Source organism: Microbacterium sp. M1A1_1b (assembly GCF_053345565.1).
In genome coordinates this window covers 755,880-775,774 of the sequence record NZ_JBKFAJ010000001.1, presented here as the reverse complement: position 1 = coordinate 775,774, position 19,895 = coordinate 755,880, and the positions used below count along the sequence as shown (strand labels likewise).

Annotated in this window: 15 protein-coding genes; 13 read left to right on the top strand and 2 right to left on the bottom strand. The window is 69.7% G+C overall.

Annotation, left to right across the window (positions count from 1 at the left end; genetic code table 11):
• Nucleotides 1-2: 2 nt before the first annotated feature.
• The 3 genes from ctaD (at nt 3) to ACLBWP_RS03845 (ending at nt 3,678) form a co-directional block, all read left to right on the top strand.
• The gene (ctaD, locus tag ACLBWP_RS03855; protein WP_243563698.1) at nt 3-1,739 is read left to right on the top strand and encodes an aa3-type cytochrome oxidase subunit I; all 1,737 of its coding nucleotides are present in this window, start codon (nt 3-5) and stop codon (nt 1,737-1,739) included.
• 4 nt (nt 1,740-1,743) lie between these two features.
• Nucleotides 1,744-2,160, top strand: a complete 417-nt coding sequence (locus ACLBWP_RS03850; RefSeq protein ID WP_447654130.1) for a cytochrome c oxidase subunit 4 — start codon at nt 1,744-1,746, stop codon at nt 2,158-2,160.
• 144 nt (nt 2,161-2,304) lie between these two features.
• Nucleotides 2,305-3,678, top strand: a complete 1,374-nt coding sequence (locus ACLBWP_RS03845; RefSeq protein ID WP_447654129.1) for a glucose-6-phosphate dehydrogenase — start codon at nt 2,305-2,307, stop codon at nt 3,676-3,678.
• A gap of 135 nt (nt 3,679-3,813) precedes the next feature.
• Here the strand turns inward: ACLBWP_RS03845 and ACLBWP_RS03840 are convergent, their stop codons facing one another.
• Both ACLBWP_RS03840 and ACLBWP_RS03835 read right to left on the bottom strand, forming a co-directional pair.
• A complete protein-coding gene (locus ACLBWP_RS03840) occupies nt 3,814-5,685 on the bottom strand; it encodes a glycoside hydrolase family 15 protein (RefSeq protein WP_447654128.1) in 1,872 nt (623 codons plus the stop codon).
• A gap of 66 nt (nt 5,686-5,751) precedes the next feature.
• Entirely contained in the window at nt 5,752-6,816 is a 1,065-nt protein-coding gene (locus ACLBWP_RS03835) for an App1 family protein (protein ID WP_447654127.1), read from the bottom strand.
• 206 nt (nt 6,817-7,022) lie between these two features.
• On the opposite strand from ACLBWP_RS03835, the gene ACLBWP_RS03830 reads away from it, so the two are divergent.
• The 10 genes from ACLBWP_RS03830 to leuS all read left to right on the top strand — a co-directional run bounded on the left by ACLBWP_RS03830 (nt 7,023) and on the right by leuS (nt 19,824).
• Nucleotides 7,023-7,670, top strand: coding sequence for a TetR/AcrR family transcriptional regulator (locus tag ACLBWP_RS03830; protein WP_447654126.1), 648 nt, complete (start codon nt 7,023-7,025; stop codon nt 7,668-7,670).
• A 127-nt stretch (nt 7,671-7,797) separates the two neighbouring features.
• On the top strand, nt 7,798-8,724 hold the full coding sequence (locus ACLBWP_RS03825; RefSeq protein ID WP_243560632.1) for an ABC transporter ATP-binding protein: 927 nt from the start codon (nt 7,798-7,800) through the stop codon (nt 8,722-8,724).
• A complete protein-coding gene (locus ACLBWP_RS03820) occupies nt 8,721-9,437 on the top strand; it encodes an ABC transporter permease (RefSeq protein WP_447654125.1) in 717 nt (238 codons plus the stop codon). The genes ACLBWP_RS03825 and ACLBWP_RS03820 overlap by 4 nt, the downstream gene beginning before the upstream one ends.
• Complete coding sequence (locus tag ACLBWP_RS03815; RefSeq protein ID WP_447654124.1) at nt 9,434-10,162, top strand: ABC transporter permease; 729 nt, start codon at nt 9,434-9,436, stop codon at nt 10,160-10,162. The genes ACLBWP_RS03820 and ACLBWP_RS03815 overlap by 4 nt, the downstream gene beginning before the upstream one ends.
• A complete protein-coding gene (locus tag ACLBWP_RS03810) occupies nt 10,159-11,082 on the top strand; it encodes an ABC transporter substrate-binding protein (protein ID WP_447654123.1) in 924 nt (307 codons plus the stop codon). Before ACLBWP_RS03815 ends, ACLBWP_RS03810 begins: the two co-directional genes overlap by 4 nt.
• 286 nt (nt 11,083-11,368) lie before the next feature.
• Entirely contained in the window at nt 11,369-12,781 is a 1,413-nt protein-coding gene (locus tag ACLBWP_RS03805; RefSeq protein WP_243560624.1) for a cytochrome ubiquinol oxidase subunit I, read from the top strand.
• A gap of 1 nt (nt 12,782) precedes the next feature.
• Nucleotides 12,783-13,787, top strand: a complete 1,005-nt coding sequence (gene cydB / locus ACLBWP_RS03800; RefSeq protein ID WP_447654122.1) for a cytochrome d ubiquinol oxidase subunit II — start codon at nt 12,783-12,785, stop codon at nt 13,785-13,787.
• Nucleotides 13,788-13,809: 22 nt separating this feature from the next.
• The gene (gene cydD, locus ACLBWP_RS03795) at nt 13,810-15,474 is read left to right on the top strand and encodes a thiol reductant ABC exporter subunit CydD (RefSeq protein WP_447654121.1); all 1,665 of its coding nucleotides are present in this window, start codon (nt 13,810-13,812) and stop codon (nt 15,472-15,474) included.
• Entirely contained in the window at nt 15,471-17,162 is a 1,692-nt protein-coding gene (gene cydC, locus ACLBWP_RS03790) for a thiol reductant ABC exporter subunit CydC (RefSeq protein ID WP_447654120.1), read from the top strand. The genes cydD and cydC overlap by 4 nt, the downstream gene beginning before the upstream one ends.
• A 100-nt stretch (nt 17,163-17,262) precedes the next feature.
• A complete protein-coding gene (gene leuS / locus ACLBWP_RS03785; protein WP_447654119.1) occupies nt 17,263-19,824 on the top strand; it encodes a leucine--tRNA ligase in 2,562 nt (853 codons plus the stop codon).
• Nucleotides 19,825-19,895 lie beyond the last annotated feature (71 nt).

The following is a 19,895-nucleotide window of genomic DNA, read 5'->3' as shown; positions in this document are numbered from 1 at the left end:
AGATGACCACGTCATTCGTCGGCCAACCGACAGCGACCGCGACGCCGGACTTCCAGGCGTCCAAGGTCGGTCGGAAGGGCAACATCATCGTCCGGTGGATCACCTCCACGGACCACAAGACCATCGGGTACATGTACCTGATCACGTCGTTCCTGTACTTCCTGCTCGCGGGCGTCATGGCACTCGTGATCCGCGCGCAGCTCTTCGAGCCCGGCCTGCAGGTCGTCGCCACGAAGGAGCAGTACAACCAGCTGTTCACGATGCACGGCACGATCATGCTGCTGCTCTTCGCGACGCCGCTGTTCTCGGGCTTCGCGAACGCGATCATGCCGCTGCAGATCGGTGCGCCCGACGTGGCGTTCCCGCGCCTCAACGGCTTCGCGTTCTGGCTCTACTTCTTCGGCGCGCTCGTCGCCGTCGGTGGCTTCCTCACCCCGCAGGGCGCGGCGTCGTTCGGGTGGTTCGCCTACGCGCCACTGAGTGACACGACGTTCACACCAGGGCTCGGCGGCACGTTGTGGGTGTTCGGGCTCGGCCTGACGGGCTTCTCGACGATCCTCGGCGCGGTGAACTTCATCACGACGATCATCACGATGCGTGCCCCCGGCATGACCATGTTCCGCATGTCGATCTTCACGTGGAACACCCTCGTGACGTCGCTGCTCGTGCTGATGGCCTTCCCGGTGCTGGCTGCTGCGCTGTTCGGCCTGGGACTCGACCGCGTGTTCGACGCCCAGATCTTCAACCCGGCCAACGGCGGGGCCCTGCTCTGGCAGCACCTCTTCTGGTTCTTCGGCCACCCAGAGGTCTACATCATCGCGCTGCCGTTCTTCGGCATCGTCTCCGAGGTCTTCCCGGTGTTCAGCCGCAAGCCGATCTTCGGGTACAAGACGCTGGTCTACGCGACCATCTCCATCGCGGCCCTGTCGGTCACGGTGTGGGCGCACCACATGTACGTCACCGGTTCGGTGCTGCTGCCGTGGTTCTCGCTCATGACGATGCTCATCGCGGTCCCGACCGGCGTGAAGATCTTCAACTGGGTCGGCACCATGTGGCGCGGTTCGGTGACGTTCGAGACCCCGATCCTCTGGGCGATCGGCTTCCTGATCACCTTCACGTTCGGTGGTCTGACGGGTGTCATCCTGGCGTCGCCGCCGCTCGACTTCCACGTGTCCGACTCGTACTTCGTCGTGGCGCACTTCCACTACGTGGTGTTCGGCACCGTCGTGTTCGCGATGTTCTCCGGGTTCTACTTCTGGTGGCCGAAGTGGACCGGGCGGATGCTCAACGAGCGTCTCGGCAAGATCCACTTCTGGCTGCTGTTCATCGGCTTCCACACCACGTTCCTGATCCAGCACTGGCTGGGTGTCATCGGCATGCCGCGTCGCTACGCGACCTACCTGCCGAACGACGGGTTCACGTGGATGAACCAGCTGTCGACCATCGGCGCGATGATCCTGGGCATCTCGTTCCTGCCCTTCATCTTCAACGTCTACGTCACCGCACGGAACGCTCCCAAGGTGGCCGTCAACGACCCGTGGGGCTACGGCCGCTCGCTCGAGTGGGCCACGTCCTGCCCGCCGCCGCGGCACAACTTCACGTCGATCCCGCGCATCCGCTCGGAGTCCCCGGCGTTCGACCTGAACCACCCCGAGGCCGGTGTGCCGATCGGTGTGGGCCCGGCGAAGGACGCCCCTGATGCCCCGACCTACGACGCCGCGAAGGGCGAGGTGAAGTAAGGCGATGCGCGCCAACGTCAACCTGTTCTGGATCCTCTTCGGGTTCTTCGTCGTCGCGGATGCCGCGTACACGATCTGGTTCTACATCAACTACGGTCGCTGGGAGCCAGTGGGCACCGTCGGCATCGGGCTCGTCGGTCTGATGTCCGCGTTCATCGCGTTCTACCTCGGCCGGGTGCTCTCCGCCCAGGGCGGCGACCTGCCGGAAGACCGTCAGGACGCCAACATCGAGGACGGCGACGCCGAACTCGGGCACTTCAGCCCCTGGTCCTGGTGGCCGATCCTGCTCGCCGGTGCCACCGCGATCACCTTCCTCGGTGTCGCAGCCGGCCTGTGGATCGTGCCCTTCGGGCTCGCCTTCGTGGCGATCACCCTGGTCGGCTGGGTCTTCGAGTACTACCGCGGCAACTTCGGACACTGATCCGCATCTGACGCGCTTCGGGCGGCACCACCTCGGTGCCGCCCGAACTGCGTCCGGAGCACTTCCCCCGAGGGGGAATCAACCGGTCCACGTGCGGCTTGAGCCACACGGACCCCCACAACCTCGCGAAAGGAGTCACCTCAGGTGACCGACAAGCGCACCCTCATCATCTTCGGCGCGACGGGCGACCTCGCCTCCCGCCTGCTCCTGCCGGGCCTCGGCACGTTCCTGCAGAGTGGTCGAGCCGTGCCCGTGCAGCTGATCGGGACGGGCCGCAGCGAGCGATCCCCCGAGCAGTGGAAGGACATCGTCACGAAGTCCTTCGCGTCGCAGGACGTCAAGGGACCCGAGGTCGACGCGACCCTCGAGTCGACCTCGTTCATCCAGGGCGACCCGACGGACCCGAAGCACCTGAAGGCGTTGCTCGACGCGGCCGACAACGAGCCGATCCTGTACTTCGCGCTGCCGCCGCAGATCGCGTCCGACATCTGCGAGGCGCTGCGAGAGGTGGAGCTCCCCGAGGGCACGACCCTGGCGTTCGAGAAGCCCTTCGGCACCGACGTCGCCAGTGCGAAGGCGCTCAACGAGACCGTCCTGAAGATCGTCCCCGAAGAGCGTGTCCACCGCACCGACCACTTCCTCGGCCGCACCACGGTGCTCAACATCATCGGTCTGCGCTTCGCGAACCGCCTGTTCGAGCCCATCTGGAACGCGGAGAACATCGAGAAGGTCGACATCTTCTACGACGAGACCCTGGGCCTCGAGAACCGCGCGCAGTACTACGACGAGGCCGGTGCGATGGTCGACATGATCCAGTCGCACCTGCTGCAGATCCTGGGCATCGTGACGATGGACGCTCCGGCTGACATCGACGCCGTCGAGTTCCGCTCGTCCCTGGCCCGCGCGCTCCGTTCGACGCAGCTCAAGGGGAACGACCCCAAGGTCGCCTCCCGCCGGGCCGTCTACACGGCGGGCACGATCGACGGCAAGGAACTGCCGTCCTACCAGGACGAGGACGGCGTCGACAAGTCGCGCGAGACCGAGACGCTCGCCGAGATCTCGGTCGAGGTCGACACCGCGCGGTGGAAGGGCGTGCCCTTCACCCTGCGTTCCGGCAAGGCCCTCGGCGCCAGCCGGAAAGAGGTCCTGATCACCTTCAAGCCCGTCACGCGCCTGCCCTCGGGCCTGAGCGGTCGGCCGAAGGCGGACACACTGCGCATCGTCCTGAACCCGGACGAGATCGAGCTGACCGTGTCGGCGAACGGCGGCGGCAACCCGTTCGAGATGGGGCAGGTCACCCTGTCGTCGTCGTTCAGCGACGGCGAGCTGACCCCCTACGGCGAGGTCCTCAACGGCATCTTCCACGACGACCCGCTGCTGTCGATCCGCGGCGACGTCGCGGAGCGCTGCTGGGAGATCGTCGAGCCGGTCGTCGCGGCCTGGAAGGCCGACGAGGTCCCGCTCGAGGAGTACCGCGCCGGTTCGCGCGGTCCGGCGGACTGGGAGTCGTCGTCCTGACGGACTGACCACCTGACGAACGGGAGGCCCGGTGCCAGCTGGCACCGGGCCTCCCGTCTGTCTCCGGAACGTGCGTTGGTGGCTGGAAGATCCGACCACCAACGCGCGGCTCGACCCGCCGTGCGCGGTCCGGCCTCAGGCCGGGGTGCCGGCGCGCTCGCCCTCGCCCGTTGCGGACCGGGTCGAGCCGTCGTGCTGGGACACGCGCGTGCGGTGGCCGGCCGCCGTGCCGCGTGCACGGTTGATCGCGTCGGACGCCGACACCAGCGTCAGGTGCGACAGTGCCTGCGGGGTGTTGCCGATGTGGTGGCCGGTGGCGACGTCGATCTCCTCGGACAGCATGCCGACGTCGTTGGCGTAGCCGACCAGGACGTCCATCAGGCGCTCGGCGTCGTCGACCCGCCCCGACGCCGCGTACTGCTCGACGAGCCAGAACGAGCACGCCAGGAACGGGTGCTCGCTGCCGGTCAGGCCGTCGAAGCCGGACGAGGTGCGGTAGCGCAGCACGAGCCCGTCGTCGCCGACGCGCAGGTCCTGCTCGATCGCGGCGACCGTGCCGAGCATCCGCGGGTCGTCCGGTTTGCAGAAGCCGATCTGGGGGAGCACGAGCAGGCTGGCGTCGACCTCGTCGGTGTCGTAGTGCTGCCGGAAGGCCCCGCGGTCAGCGTTCCACCCGTGCTCGTCGATCTCGGCACGGACGGCGTCGCGGAGCTGCCGCCAGCGGGCGACCGGTCCCTCGAGCCCGAACTCCTCGACCGCAGCGACGCCGCGGTCGAAGGCGGCCCAGATCATCGCGCGCGAGTGTGTGAAGCTCCGGCGGGGTCCGCGCATCTCCCAGATGCCGTTGTCGGGTTCCTTCCAGTGTTGCTCGACGTACCCGAGCAGGGCCCGCTGCAGCGCCCACGAGTCCGCGTTCTCCTCGAGCCCGAGTTCGCGGGCGTCGTGCAGCGCCGCCAGGACCTCGCCGAACACGTCGCCCTGGTACTGCGTGAAGGCGCCGTTGCCGATGCGCACCGGCCGGGAACCGGCGTACCCGGACAGTTCGTCGAGCTCGCGCTCGGGCAGCTCCCGCTCGCCGGCGATCCCGTACATGATCTGCACGTCGGCCGGGTCGCCGGCGATCGCGCGGAGCAGCCAGCCTCGCCAGTGCTTGGCCTCGTCCTGGTAACCGTGGGCGATGAGCGAGGCCAGGGCGAGCGAGGCGTCCCGGAGCCACACGTACCGGTAGTCCCAGTTCCGCTCGCCGCCCGGGTCCTCGGGCAGACTCGTGGTCACGGCGGCCACCACGCCACCGGTCTCGGCGTGGGTCATCGCCCGGAGGAACAGCAGCGACTGCCGGGTGGCGTCGGCGTAGGGGCCGTCGACCTGGGTCTTGCCGGCCCACGTGTGCCACCAGTCGGTCGTCCGGGCGAGCGCCTGGTCGACGTCGAGCGGCTCGGGGGGTTCGCGGTGCGAGGGGTACCAGGTGAGCACCGTGTCCAGGACGTCGCCGTCGTGCACGGTCGCGTCGGCGACGTGCCGGTGGTCGTCGGCGTGGAAGCGGCAGCCACGGACCAGGACCGAGTCCGGTCCGGCGGTCGCCAGCAGGGCCGGCCCGTCGTCGTCGCCGATCTGGCGCACCCACGGCAGCGCCCGCGCGTAGTCGAACCGGATGCGCAGGACCTGGCGCAGGTCGACGGAGCCGCGCAGCCCACGGACCCGGCGCACGATGCTGGCCCGGTGTGCCCCGATCGGCATGAACTCGGTGACCTCGACGACTCCGGTGGCGGTCGTCCACACCGTGCGCAGCACCAGCGAGTCCTTCGCGTAGTGCCGGTGGGCGGTGGCGTCCGGGTCCGTCGGTCGGAGGGTCCAGTGTCCGTCGTGCTCGTCGCCGAGCAGCGCCGCGAACGTCGAGGGGCTGTCGAAGCGGGGCAGGCACGCCCAGTCGATGGTGCCGGCGCGGTCGACGAGCGCCGCCGAGTAGCAGTCGCCGATGATCGCGTGGTCTTCGATTCGCTGGGCCATGCCCCTGATCGAACCACCGACCGCCGATGGTCCACCGGTTGCCGGAGTGATCGACTGAGGGTGGGCTCAGACTTCTGGCTGGTCGCCGAGGTCGGCGAGCCCGATGCGTCCGAGTTCCTTCCACAGGCCGGCACCGTCCGGGGCGAAGACCCACGGGGCGCTCGAGTCGCGGGAACGCTCCTGCGCGCGGGACCGGCCACCGGCCAGGACGGCCTCGCTCGTGGAGAGCTGACGGATCGCGACCCCGGCGACGTTGTCGGGGTGCTCACGGGCGAACTCGCCGTACAGCGACTCGTCGTGCTGCCCGTCGTCGCCGACGAGCAGCCACTGGACGTCGGGGAAGTCCCGCGCCAGACGTCGCAGGTTCTCGCGCTTGTGCATCTGCCCGCTCCGGAAGAACCGGTCGTGCGTGGGCCCCCAGTCGGTGAGCAGCAGCGTGCCGGACGGGTACATGTTGCGCGTCAGGAAGCGCTGCAGCGTCGGTGCGACGTTCCAGGCCCCGGTCGACAGGTAGACCGTCGGTGCGCCGGGGTGTTGCGCGAGGACCCGCTCGTACAGCACGGACATCCCCGGCACCGGTCGGCGCGCGTGCTCGGTGACGACGAAGGAGTTCCACGCGGCCAGCAACGGGCGGGGGAGCGCCGTGACCATCACCGTGTCGTCGATGTCGGACAGCAGGCCGAAGCGGGTGTCGGGGTGGACGACGAACACGTCCGCTTCGACGTCGCGCTGGCCACCGGCGGTCAGGCGGATGGTGTGCCACCCCGGCTCGAGGTCGATCGGCACGATGGCGTCGACGACCCCGCCCCGGTCGGACTGCACGGTGTGCGACGACCCGCCGGCGGTGACGGTCACCTCGGCGTGGTCGACGGCCACGCTCGTGAAGGACTTCCACCCGCGGACGCCCTCGTACGACACGTCGGACGCCAGCCCACGACGGGTGAGCAGGACGCGGCACAGCACGCGGATCCACCCCGGTGCGCCGTAGCCCGTGTAGGGGATCACCGTCGGTACCTGGCCGCGACGCCGAGCGCGTTGTTCACGGAACTCCTGCACGGCGTCCTCGATCCGGGCGGCTCGGTGCAGGATGGGCTCGGCCAACGACGGTTCGTGGGACGTCGGGTCGGGCATCGGCCCATCATCCCATGCGGGGGCGTCCGGATGTCCACGATCCGCCCCGACACCCGTCGATCGTCGGGCGATCCGGTCCCGACCAGCGTGGATCGGTCCACGATCCGGTTCCGACACCCTGTGAATCGCAGCGATGTTCCAGGCGGGCTCTGCGAGAGTTGCCCCGTCACACAATCAGCCCGCGGTCGCCGCGAGAAGGAGTTCACGTGCTCGTCACCGAGGTTTCGAACGCACTGCCGGGGGGATCATCACTGCTCAGGAACGAGCCGGTCCAGGCCCGCAGTTCGGCGCGCCTCGCCGGACTCCTCGACGCCGCTGCTGCGGTGATCGACGAGATCGGGTTCGAACGGCTCACCACGGCCATGGTCGCCGAGCGGGCGGGGGCGTCCATCGGCACGGTCTACCGGTACTTCCCGGACCGCATCGCCGTGGTCGAAGCCCTGGCGATCCGCTCCACGCAGCGTCTGGCTGCCCGGTTCGTGCAGGCCCTCGAGGCCAGCGCGGCCACGACCTGGCAGGAAGCCTGCGACGCGCTCATCGACATGACGAGCGAGATGTACCGGACTGAGCCCGGCTTCCGGGCGATCCGGTTCGGCGACCCGGCGGACGCCGGTGTCGGCGCCGACGACGACCGGATGGCGGCGCTCGGTGCCGCCGTGGGCGGGATCCTGCACGAACGCTTCGGCATGCCGGACAACGAGGACGTCACCCGCGCCTGGGTGGTCCTGGCCGAGTCCTCGCACGCGTTGCTCGCTCGTGCGCACCGCGACCGTGAACACCCGGACACCGCGCTGATCGAGGCGTACCGCGTCATGAGCCGCGGCTACCTCGAGAAGGTCGTCGCAGCCTCCTGAGCGTCCTCCGGCGGAGCCGGGCTGTCCGCGACACGTCACGATTCGACACGCGGTGCAACCGGTGTCGGTCCTGACGGGTACTCTCACTCGGAGTCGGGCTACCTCCCACCAGAAGGGCACCCACCCCATGATCGAATTCCGCTCCGTGCGCAAGACGTACCCGGACGGCACCAACGCCGTCGAGCGGTTCGACCTCGTCATCCCCTCCCGAACCACGACGGTCTTCGTCGGGTCCAGCGGCTGTGGCAAGACGACGTTGCTCCGCATGATCAACCGGATGGTCGACCCCTCGTCGGGTTCCGTGTCCATCGACGGCAAGGACGTCGCCGACGTCGACCCCGTCAAGCTCCGCCGCAGCATCGGCTACGTCATGCAGAGCTCCGGCCTGCTGCCGCACCGCAAGGTCGTCGACAACATCGCCACCGTGCCGCTGCTGACCGGCGTCGCCAAGGCCGAGGCGCGGTCGCGCGCACTCGAGCTGATGGACACGGTCGGACTCGACCGGGCGTTCGCGGACCGGTACCCGTCGCAGCTGTCGGGCGGACAGCAGCAGCGCGTCGGGGTCGCCCGCGGGCTGGCGGTCGACCCGAACATCCTGCTGATGGACGAGCCGTTCGGTGCGGTCGACCCGCTGGTCCGCAACGACCTGCAGGACGAGCTGATCCGGCTGCAGCGTGAGCTCGGCAAGACCGTGGTGTTCGTCACGCACGACATCGACGAGGCCTTCAAGCTCGGCGACCAGGTCGTCATCCTGAAGAAGGGCGGCGAGATCGCCCAGCTCGGCACCCCGGCACAGATCCTCTCCGAGCCCGCCGACGACTTCGTCGCCAACTTCATCGGTGCCGGTCGCGGTCGCCGTGCGCTGCGCATCGAGCAGACCCCCACCGGTCCGATCGTCGTCGACGGCGACGGTCGCGCGGCCGGCGTCCTCACCGGCCCCGCTCCGGTGGTCGACGCTGCTGCCGCCGTGCAGGGTGAACCGTCCGCCACGAACAAGGCCGCTGCGTCCTCCGACGCAACGGGTGCTCCGGCGCAGGGTGGGAGCGCCCGGTGAACTGGGTGCTCGCCAACACCGACACGATCTGGGACGACGTCGTCGCACACCTGACGATCGCGATCCCGCCGATCGTCATCAGCTTCCTGCTGTCGATCCCGATCGGCTGGTTGGTCGTCCGGCTGCGCCGGGCAGGTGGCCGTCCGGTCACGCGCAGCGTCGGCGGTGGCATCGTCACCGTCGCCGGGCTGCTCTACGCGATCCCGTCGCTGCCGCTGTTCATCGCGTTGCCGAGCATCCTCGGCACCGGTCTGCAGGACCCGGTCAACGTGGTCATCGGTCTGACGCTCTACGGCCTCGCGCTGATGGTCCGGTCCACGGTCGACGGGCTCGAGTCCGTCGATGCGCCCACGGTGTCCGCGGCGACGGCGATGGGCTACTCCGGAGCGCAGCGGTTCTTCCGCGTCGACCTGCCGCTCGCCGGCCCGGTGCTGCTCGCCGGCCTGCGCGTCGTGGCGGTGTCGACGATCTCGCTGACCACGGTCGGCGCGGTGCTCGGCATCCAGAGCCTCGGGTCCCTGTTCACGGACGGCATCGGTCGTGGCATCACCGAGGAGATCGTGTCCGGCATCGTGATGGTCCTGGTGCTGGCGTTCGCGATCGACGGGCTGCTCGTGCTGCTCGGCCGGCTCGTGATGCCGTGGACCCGGAAGACCACCGTCACCAAGCGGCAGGCGCGTCGTGTGCTGCAGGCGGCCGAGGTGACCTCGTGATCATCGGACAGGCCTTCGCCTGGGTGTTCGACCCGACCAACTACTCCGGCTACAACGCGATCCCGACCCGGCTCTGGGAGCACATCTGGATCTCGCTGCTCGCCGTCCTCATCGCGTCGGTCATCGCCGTGCCGCTCGGCTGGCTCATCGGGCACACCGGTCGTGCCCGTGGCGTGGCCATCGCCCTGTCCGGCGGCATCCGCGCCCTGCCGACGCTGGGCGTGCTGACCCTGTTCGGCCTGGTGCTCGGCGTCAGCCTGCAGGCACCGCTGCTGGCGCTGGTGATCCTGGCGATCCCGTCGGTGCTCGCGGGGGCCTACTCCGGCATCGAGTCCGTCGAGCCGGTCACCGTCGACGCCGCCCGTGCCCAGGGCATGACCGGGTGGCAGATCCTGACCAAGGTCGAGGTCCCACTCGGGCTGCCGCTGCTGATCGGCGGCATCCGCGCCGCCGTGCTGCAGGTCGTCGCAACGGCCACGCTCGCCGCGTACGTCGGCGCCGGTGGCCTGGGCGGCTACGTGTTCCTCGGGCTCAAGACCCAGGACTACGCCGAGATGCTCGGCGCCTCCATCCTCGTGATCGCACTCGCGATCGCGTTCGAGATCGTCTTCTCCCTGTTGCAGCGGGCGGTGGTGCCCGCGGGCGTCTCCGGCCGGACCGCGGGGGGACGCAAGGGATCGCGCGAGCGAGCCCGCAATCCCATCCCGGAAGGAACCCCCTCGTGATCACAGCACCCAAGATCCGCGCCGGCATCGCCGCAGCGCTGGCCGTGGGCGTCGCAGCTGCGCTTGCCGGCTGCTCGTCCAGCAGCCCGCTCGACAGCGGCTCCAGCGCCTCGTCCGACTCGAAGACCATCGTCGTCGGCTCGCAGCAGTACTACTCGAACGAGATCATCGCCGAGCTGTACTCCCAGGTCCTCGAGAAGGACGGCTTCAGCGTCAAGCGCAACTTCAACATCGGCCAGCGCGAGGTCTACCTCCCGCAGCTGCAGAAGGGCGCGATCGACGTCATGCCGGAGTACAGCGGCAACCTGCTGCAGTACTACGACAAGAACTCGACCGCGAAGACCGCGTCGGAGATCTCAGCTGGCCTCGAGAAGGCGCTGCCGAAGGGCCTGCGCGCCCTCGACGCCGCCGAGGCGACCGACCAGGACAGCTACACCGTGACCAAGGACTTCTCCGAGAAGAACGGCGTCACCAGCCTGTCCGACCTGTCCAAGGTCAGCGACAAGCTCACCGTCGGCGCGAACTCCGAGTTCCAGACCCGGCCGTACGGCCCGAAGGGGCTGCAGTCCGAGTACGGCGTCGACGTCGACTTCAAGGCGATCGAGGACTCGGGCGGGGCGCTGACGGTCAAGGCGCTCAAGGACGGCACGGTGCAGCTCGCCGACATCTACAGCGCCGACCCGAGCATCAAGGCGAACGACTTCGTGTCCCTCAAGGACCCGAAGAACCTGATCCTGCCGCAGAACGTCACGCCGGTCGTCTCGAGCAAGGTCAGCGACAAGGCCGCTGCCGACATCGACAAGGTGAGCAAGGTCCTGACGACCGATGCGCTCATCGAGCTCAACACGAAGAGCACCTCGGACAAGGAGAAGGCGTCCACCATCGCCAAGGACTTCCTGACCGAGAAGGGTCTGCTGTAGTCAGCACGATCCGGTAGTACAACGACAGGTGTCGGGCAGCAGCCCGGCACCTGTCGTCGTTCGCGGAGGTACATCAGGAGCGCATCACAGGCACACCAGTTCCGCACGGTTGTGCCGTGCAGTGGCTGTGCACGTTCGTGCACCGCAGTCTTCTACAACTTGTCGAACGACGTGTCCGATGGGTAACGTGGAGGTGTCCCGACGGTGTGACGGCAACAAGTGCCCTCCTACAGGAAGCAACTGACGTGCAGCACCTGCGCGCGGCGTGCCCGACCGGTCCAGCCGCATGAACGACATCCTCGATCCCCTGATCCTGTCGCGCTGGCAGTTCGGCCTGACGACGATCTACCACTTCCTGTTCGTCCCGCTCACCATCGGGATGGCGGTGGTCGTCGCGGTCTTCCAGACCGCGTGGTACCGCACGGGCCGGGCGCACTACCTGCAGCTCACCCGGTTCTTCGGCCGGATCTTCCTCATCAACTTCGCGATGGGCACCGTCACGGGCATCGTGCAGGAGTTCCAGTTCGGCATGAACTGGTCGAACTACTCCCGCTTCGTCGGGGACGTCTTCGGCGCTCCGCTGGCGCTCGAGGGCATCCTGGCGTTCTTCTTCGAGGCCGCGTTCATCGGCATCTGGATCTTCGGCTGGGACCGCCTGCCGAAGGGCCTGCACCTGGCGAGCATGTGGTGCGTCAGCGCGGGGACGATCATGTCGGCGTACTTCATCATCGCCGCCAACGCCTTCATGCAGCACCCGGTCGGGTACGTCATCAACCAGGCGAAGGGCCGCGCCGAGCTGACCGACATCTGGGCCGTCCTGACGAACAAGGTCGCACTGGCGGCCTTCCCGCACACCCTGTTCGCCTGCTTCATGGTCGCGGCCGGCGTGATCATCGCGGTCGCGGCGTACCACCTGGCGCGCAACCAGCACCTGGAGACGATGCTGCCGGCGCTGAAGTTCGGCCTGTGGACGATGGTCGCGGCCGGTGCGCTCACGGTGCTGACCGGGGACCAGCTCGGCCTCACGATGGTCGACACGCAGCCGATGAAGATGGCCTCGGCCGAGGCGCTGTACAACACGGCGACCGGCAAGGACGCCTCGTTCTCGATCTTCACGCTCGGCACACCCGACGGCGTGCACGAGCTGTTCTCGATCCGGGTGCCCTACCTGCTGTCGTTCCTGTCGACGCACACGTTCACGGGCACGGTCGAGGGGATCAACAACCTGCAGGCCGAGTACAGCCAGGTCTACGGCCCCGGCGACTACAAGCCGGTCATCTGGGTCACCTACTGGTCGTTCCGCTGGATGATCGCGCTGGGCGTCGGCGCCGTGATGGTGTCCCTCGCCGGCCTGTGGCTGACCCGCAAGGGCCGGTTCCCGACGCAGCGCTGGGTGTGGCGGATCGCGACGTGGGCGGTGCCGCTGCCGATGGCCGCGATGATCGTCGGCTGGATCTTCACCGAGATGGGCCGGCAGCCGTGGCTGGTGTTCGGGCTGCTGAAGACCGCAGACGGGGTGTCGCCGAACGTCACGGGGCTCGAGGTCCTGATCTCGCTCGTCGTGTTCACGCTCATCTACGGCAGCCTGGCGGTCGTCGAGTTCCGGCTCATCAAGAAGGTCGCACAAGAGGGTCCCGCGGCGCCGGCCGAGGTCGACGAGACCACCGGCGAGGTCAAGCACGAAGTGACGGTGTACTGAGATGGACCTGCCCGTTCTGTGGTTCGCGATCGTCGGACTGTTCTTCGTCGGGTACTTCGTGCTGGACGGCTTCGACTTCGGTGTCGGGATGGCGCTGCCGTTCCTGGGCCGCGACGACACCGACCGCCGCGTCATGATCAACACGATCGGCCCGGTCTGGGACCTCAACGAGACCTGGGTGATCGTCGCCGGCGCCTGCCTGTTCGCGGCGTTCCCGGAGTGGTACGCCACGATGTTCTCCGGCTTCTACCTGCTGCTCCTGCTGATCCTGGCGGCACTCATCGTCCGCGGGGTGTCCTTCGAGTACCGGCACCAGGACAAGCAACTCGCGTGGAAGCGCAGGTTCGACCTGATGATCATCGTGGGCAGCGCCCTGCCGTCGTTCCTGTGGGGCGTCGCGTTCGGCAACGTCGTGCGGGGGATCCCGATGGACGCCGGGCACAACTACACCGGCACCGTGTTCGACCTGCTCAACCCGTTCGCGGTGCTGACCGGGCTGGCGACGCTGCTGGTGTTCTTCACGCACGGCGTCGTGTTCATCGCCCTGAAGACCGAGGGCGACATCCGTGCCCGGGCGAAACGCCTGGCCACCCGCGCCGGCATCGTGACCATCGTCGTCGCAGCGGCGTTCCTGGTCAGCATGGCGGTCGTCCGTGCCACCCCGGCGAGCCTGGTGCTCTCCGTGGTCGCCGCCCTGGCCCTGGTGCTCGCGGTGCTCTGCGCCGCCTGGGGTCGCGAGGGCCGGGCGTTCGCGCTGATGGCCGTCACGATCGCCGCGGTGGTGCTCGCGATGTTCACGGCGGTGTTCCCGGACGTCATGCCCGCGTCGAACGACCCGGCGAACAGCTTGACGGTCGTCAACGCCAGCAGTGGGACCTACACGCTCACGGTGATGAGCTGGGTGGCGCTGGTCTTCGTGCCGCTCGTCCTGGCCTACCAGGCGTGGACCTACTGGATCTTCCGCAAGCGCGTCACCCGCGCCCACGTCACCGCCGCCGCACACTGACCCACCGGGAAGAGGCCCCACGATGAAGCCGCTCGATTCGCGTCTGCTGCGTCTGTCGCGGTCCGCTCGGGGCTTCGTCCTGGCCGCCGCTACCACGGGGCTGCTCCGCACCGTGGCGACCGTCGGGATCGCCTGGGGCATCGCTGCGGCGGTGACCGAGGTGGTCGACGTGGTCCGGCACGGCGGGGTGGTGCCGGCCGCGTTCGTCCCGACGCTCGCGCTGCTCGGCGCCGCGTTCGTGGTCCGTGCGGTCGCGGCGTGGGCGACCGACGACCTGGCGGCCCGTGCCGCGGCCACCGTCAAGAGCGAACTGCGCACGCGGGTGCTGGCCCGCGCGGCGGCGCGCGGGCCCGCGTGGCTGGCGGAGCGCTCGAGCGCGGGGTTCGCCACGACGCTCGGCCCGGGGCTCGACGCGCTCGACGCCTACTTCGGCCGGTACCTGCCGCAACTCGCGCTCACCGCGGTCGCCACGCCCCTGCTGCTGGTGGCGATCGGCGTGGGGGACCTGACGAGCGGCCTCATCGTGCTGTGTGCCCTGCCGGTGATCCCGGTGTTCATGGCCCTGATCGGGATGGCCACCCAGTCGATGCAGCAACGCCAGGCCGACGCGCTCGCTCGACTGGGCGGCGCCTTCACCGAGGCGGTCGAGGGGCTCGCGACGCTCAAGGTGTTCGGCCGCGCCCGGCGACAGGTCGGCCGCATCGGCATCATCACCGACGAGTACCGCCGCGGCACGATCGGCCTGCTGCGGCTGTCGTTCGTCAGCGGTTTCGCCCTCGAACTCGCCGCCAGCCTGTCGGTCGCGCTGGTCGCGGTGACGATCGGCATCCGGCTGGTCGACGGGTCGATGGGGCTCGGTGCGGCGATGTTCGTGCTGGTGCTCGCGCCCGAGGCGTTCGCCCCGATCCGGCAGGTCGGCGCCGACTTCCACGCGGCGCAGGACGGCGTCGCGGCCGCGGGGGCCGTGCTCGACGTCCTCGACGACGCTGCGGACGCGGACGCCCCGGTTGCCGAGCCCCAGCCCGAGCACGAACCCGCGACGGACGTCCTCGTCCTGCGCGGGGTCACCGTGCGCCGCGACGACACCCTGATCGGCCCCGTCGACCTCGAGGCACCCCGCGGCACGGTCGTCGCGCTGACCGGCCCGAGCGGTTCGGGCAAGTCGAGCCTGATCGCCGCGATCCGCGGGGTCCTGCCGCACGACGGCGTCGTCACGGTGCCGGGGTCGGCCGGCACGACCCGCGCGGACCGGATCGCGTGGGCCGACCAGCGCCCGCGTCTGGTGCGCGGCACCGTCGCCGAGAACGTCGCGCTCAGCGCGACCCCCGCGCCCGAAGACGTGCGGACCGCACTCGGTGCGCTGGGGCTGGGACTCGACCCGGACCTCCCGGTCGGTTCCGGCGGTGCCGGCCTGTCCGGCGGCCAGGCGCAGCGGGTCGCCGTGGCGCGAGCGCTGTACCGGCACCAGCGCGTCGGCACCGGACTCGTGCTGCTCGACGAGCCGACGTCGGCCCTCGATGCCGACGCCGAGGCCGAGGTCGTCCGCTCGATCCGCCGACTCGCCGACCAGGGTGCGGTCGTCGTGGTCGTCAGCCACCGACCGGCGGTCGTCGCCGCAGCGGACGTCCACGTCACCGTCGACGCGTCCGGCTCGGTCGCCACGTCGTCGCTCCGGGTGCGCGCATGAGCACCGGACAGGAGGCCCGGCCCGGCTCGGTCCTGCGGCTCGCGATGCCGACGGGGTCCGGTTGGGCGAAGGCGGTCGCCGCCGGCGTGCTCAGTGCGCTGTGCGCGGTGGCGCTGCTGGCTGCCAGCGGCTACCTCATCACGCGCGCCGCGGAGCACCCGCCGATCCTGTACCTGACGCTCGTGATGGTCGGGGTCCGCGCGTTCGCACTCGGACGGGCCGCGCTGCGGTACGTCGACCGGCTCGCCGGGCACGACGCGTCCTTCCGCCAGCTCGCCGTCGTCCGGACCGAGATGTACCGCCGGCTGGCGTCCGTCGCGCCGGCCGGGCTCGGCACGACCGGTCGTGGTGACCTGGTCACCCGGCTGGTCACCGACACCGACCGGCTGCAGGACCTGCCGATCCGCGTCGTCGGGCCGCTGGTGTCGGCCGGCACGACCGCCGTGCTGTCCGTCGTCGCCGTGGCCTTCGTGTCGCTGCCCGCAGCGCTCGTGCTGCTCGTCGCCCTGCTGGTCGCGGCGCTGGTGGGCTCGGTCGTGACGGCGTCGATCGCCCGGTCGAGCGACCGCGCGACGGCCGCCGACCGGGGCCGCGTCGCCGATCTCGTGCTCGACACCGTGCGGACGCTCGACGTGTTCGCGGCCTACGGCACGCTCGACGAACGGCTGCGGCACGTCGAGGAGCTCGACCGGCGGGTCACCCGCGCGGTGCGTCGTCGCGCGACGGTGGAGTCGCTCGTGGGCGCGCTCGTCGGGCTCGTCGGTGGCGGCGCCGTGATCGGGATCCTGGCCGTCGGGGCACCGAACGTGGCCTCGGGTGCCCTGGACGGGCCGCTCTGGGCGCTGGCGGTGTTCGTCCCGCTCGCGTTGTTCGAGGTCGTCGGCACGGTGCCGCTCGCGGTGCTGACGCTCCGACGGGTCCGGGCTGCAGCGGAACGGGTCGACCAGGTCGTGCCGTCCGAGCTGCCGGACGGACTGGTCGAGGAGCCCGCCGAGCCCGCGGACCCGGCCGACCTGGTGGTCGACGGGCCGGTGACCCTGTCGGTGCGGGGGATGACGGTGCGCTGGCCCGGTGCGGAACGAGCAGCCGTGCAGGACGTGTCGTTCGACCTGCACCCGGGCGAGGTCGTCGTGCTCGAAGGGCCGAGCGGTGCCGGCAAGTCCACCCTGGTCGACGCCCTGGTCCGGTTCGTCGACCACCGGGGCAGCTGCACGCTCGACGGTGTCGAGGCGCGTGCGATGCACCCCGACGCCGTCCGCGCGCGGATCGGGCTGATCGAGCAGGACCCGTTCGTGTTCGACCAGTCGATCCGGCAGAACCTGCTGTTCGCGCGGGACACCGCCACGGACGACGACCTGCTCGCGGTGCTTGACCGGGTGGGCCTCGCCGCCTGGGTCCGGGCTCGGGGCGGCCTGGACGCGAGCGTGGGGGAGCGCGGTGGGCTGGTGTCCGGCGGACAGGCGCACCGGCTCGCCCTGGCGCGGGCGCTGCTGCACGCGTTCCCGGTGCTGGTGCTCGACGAACCGACGGCCGACGTCGATCCCGACCTCGGCGACCGTGTGCTGCGCGACCTGGTGACCACCGCTCGGGGCGCCGGTCGGAGCGTCCTCGTCGTCTCACACGTGCCCGTCCCGGCGGACCTGGTGACCCGGACGCTCCGGATGCGGGACGGCCGCCTCGTCACGTGAGCCGGGCGCGTCCGCGACCGTCGCTCGTGCCTTGTAATCTGGGTGACCGGCGCCCGTCCCCGACGGCGTGCACCGCGCCTCCAGACCGATTGAGAGTTCCGTGACCATCGAGCAGCACGTCGAGGACCCGACCGCCTACGACTTCCGTCGTATCCAGGACAAGTGGCAGGGCCGCTGGGAAGAGCTCGGCCTCTTCACCACCGACCACGACGACCGCCGACCCCGGAAGTACATCCTCGAGATGTTCCCGTACCCGTCCGGCGACCTGCACATGGGCCACGCCGAGAACTGGGCGCTCGGTGACTTCGTGGCGCGCTACTGGCGGCAGCAGGGCTTCAACGTGCTGCACCCGATCGGCTGGGACTCGTTCGGGCTGCCCGCCGAGAACGCGGCGATCAAGCGCGGCGTCGACCCCAAGGCGTGGACGTACGCCAACATCGAGCAACAGAAGGCCTCGTTCAAGCGGTACGCGCCGTCGTTCGACTGGTCGACCGAGATCCACACCTCGGACCCCGAGTACTACAAGTGGAACCAGTGGCTGTTCCTGAAGATGTACGAGAAGGGCCTGGCCTACCGCAAGGACAGCTGGGTGAACTGGGACCCGGTGGACCAGACCGTGCTGGCGAACGAGCAGGTGCTGCCCGACGGCACCTCGGACCGCTCCGGCGCCGTCGTCGTCAAGAAGAAGCTGACGCAGTGGTACTTCGGCATCACGCAGTACGCCGACCGCCTGCTCGACGACCTCAACCAGCTCGAGGGGCGGTGGCCGTCCAAGGTCATCGCGATGCAGCGCAACTGGATCGGCCGGTCCGTCGGGGCCGACGTCGACTTCGTCATCGAGGGCCGCGACGAGCCGGTCACGGTCTTCACGACGCGGCCGGACACCATCCACGGCGTGACGTTCCTGGTCGTCGCGCCGGACTCTGACCTGGCCGCCGAACTGATCGCCGACCCGTCGGTCCCCGAGGAGACCCGCGCGGGATTCGAGTCGTACCTGGTGGCGACGCAGAAGACCTCCGAGATCGACCGGCAGAACGCCGACCGCCCGAAGACCGGCGTGCCGACCGGTCGCTTCGCGATCCACCCGCTCACCGGCGAACGGCTGCCGATCTGGGCCGCCGACTACGTGCTGGCCGACTACGGCCACGGAGCGGTGATGGCCGTGCCCGCGCACGACCAGCGCGACCTGGACTTCGCCCGGGCGTTCGACCTGCCCGTGCGGGTCGTGGTCGACACCAACCAGCCGGTGACCGGTGCGATCCCGGTGATCCCCGAGGGCGCGACGCTCGACGACTTCGACCTGCCGACGCTCGATCCCGCGTCGACCGGCCAGGCGCTGACCGGCCAGGGCCGGATGATCAACTCCGGGCCGCTCGACGGCATGTCGAAGCAGCACGCCATCACCGCAGCGATCGCCCTGCTCGACGAGCGCGGCACCGGTCGTGCCGCCAAGACGTACCGCCTGCGCGACTGGCTCATCTCGCGCCAGCGCTTCTGGGGCACGCCCATCCCGATCATCCACGGCGAGGACGGCACCGAGTACCCGGTGCCCGAGGACCAGCTGCCCGTCGTGCTGCCCTCCACCGAGGGGCTCGACCTGAAGCCGAAGGGCACGTCGCCGCTCGGTGGCGCCACGGACTGGGTGAACGTCCCGAACCCGGTCGACGGCACGCCCGCCAAGCGCGACGCCGACACGATGGACACCTTCGTGGACTCGTCGTGGTACTTCCTGCGCTTCCTGTCCGCGAACGACGACACCCGGGCCTTCGACCCGGCGCTGGTGAACAAGTGGGCACCCGTCGACCAGTACATCGGCGGGGTCGAGCACGCGATCCTGCACCTGCTGTACGCGCGGTTCGTCACGAAGGTGCTGTTCGACCTGGGCTACCTCGACTTCACCGAGCCGTTCTCGGCCCTGCTCAACCAGGGCATGGTGCTGTCGGGCGGCTCGAAGATGTCGAAGTCCAAGGGTGGTGTCTCGCTCGGTGACGAGCTCGACGCGCACGGCGTCGACGCGATCCGACTGGTGATGGGCTTCGCCGGTCCGCCCGAGGACGACATCAACTGGGAGGACGTCTCGCCGGCCGCCTCGGCGCGCTTCCTCGCCCGGGCCTACCGCCTGGCGACCGACGTCACCTCGACGCCCGACGCCGTGTGGGCGGATGGCGACCGTGGGCTGCGCCAGGTCACGCACCGGTTCCTGGCCGACGCCCCCGGGATGATGGAGTCGTTCAAGTTCAACGTCGTGATCGCGCGGCTGATGGACCTGGTGAACGTGACCCGCAAGGCGATCGACAGCGGTCCCGGCGCCGGTGACCCCGCGGTGCGCGAGGCGACCGAGACCATCGCGCTCGGGCTGAGCGTCTTCGCGCCGTACACCGGCGAAGAGATGTGGGAGCAGCTCGGGTACGACACGACCGTCGCGACGTACGGGTGGCGCAAGGCCGACCCGACGCTGCTCGTGCAGGAGACCCTGACCGCGGTCGTGCAGGTCAACGGCAAGGTGCGTGACTCGTTCGAGGTGTCGAAGTCGATCGAGGCCGACGAGCTCGAGCAGCTCGCGCGGGCCTCGGCCAACGTGCAGCGGTACATCGGTGACCGCGAGGTCGTGAAGGTGATCGTCCGGGCGCCGAAGCTCGTGAACATCGCCATCAAGGGGTAGCGCCTCCTCCACATCCCCGGGGCGGTCGACGCCACTCCACAGCCGCATGCCACGGAGCCCGGTCGGACGGC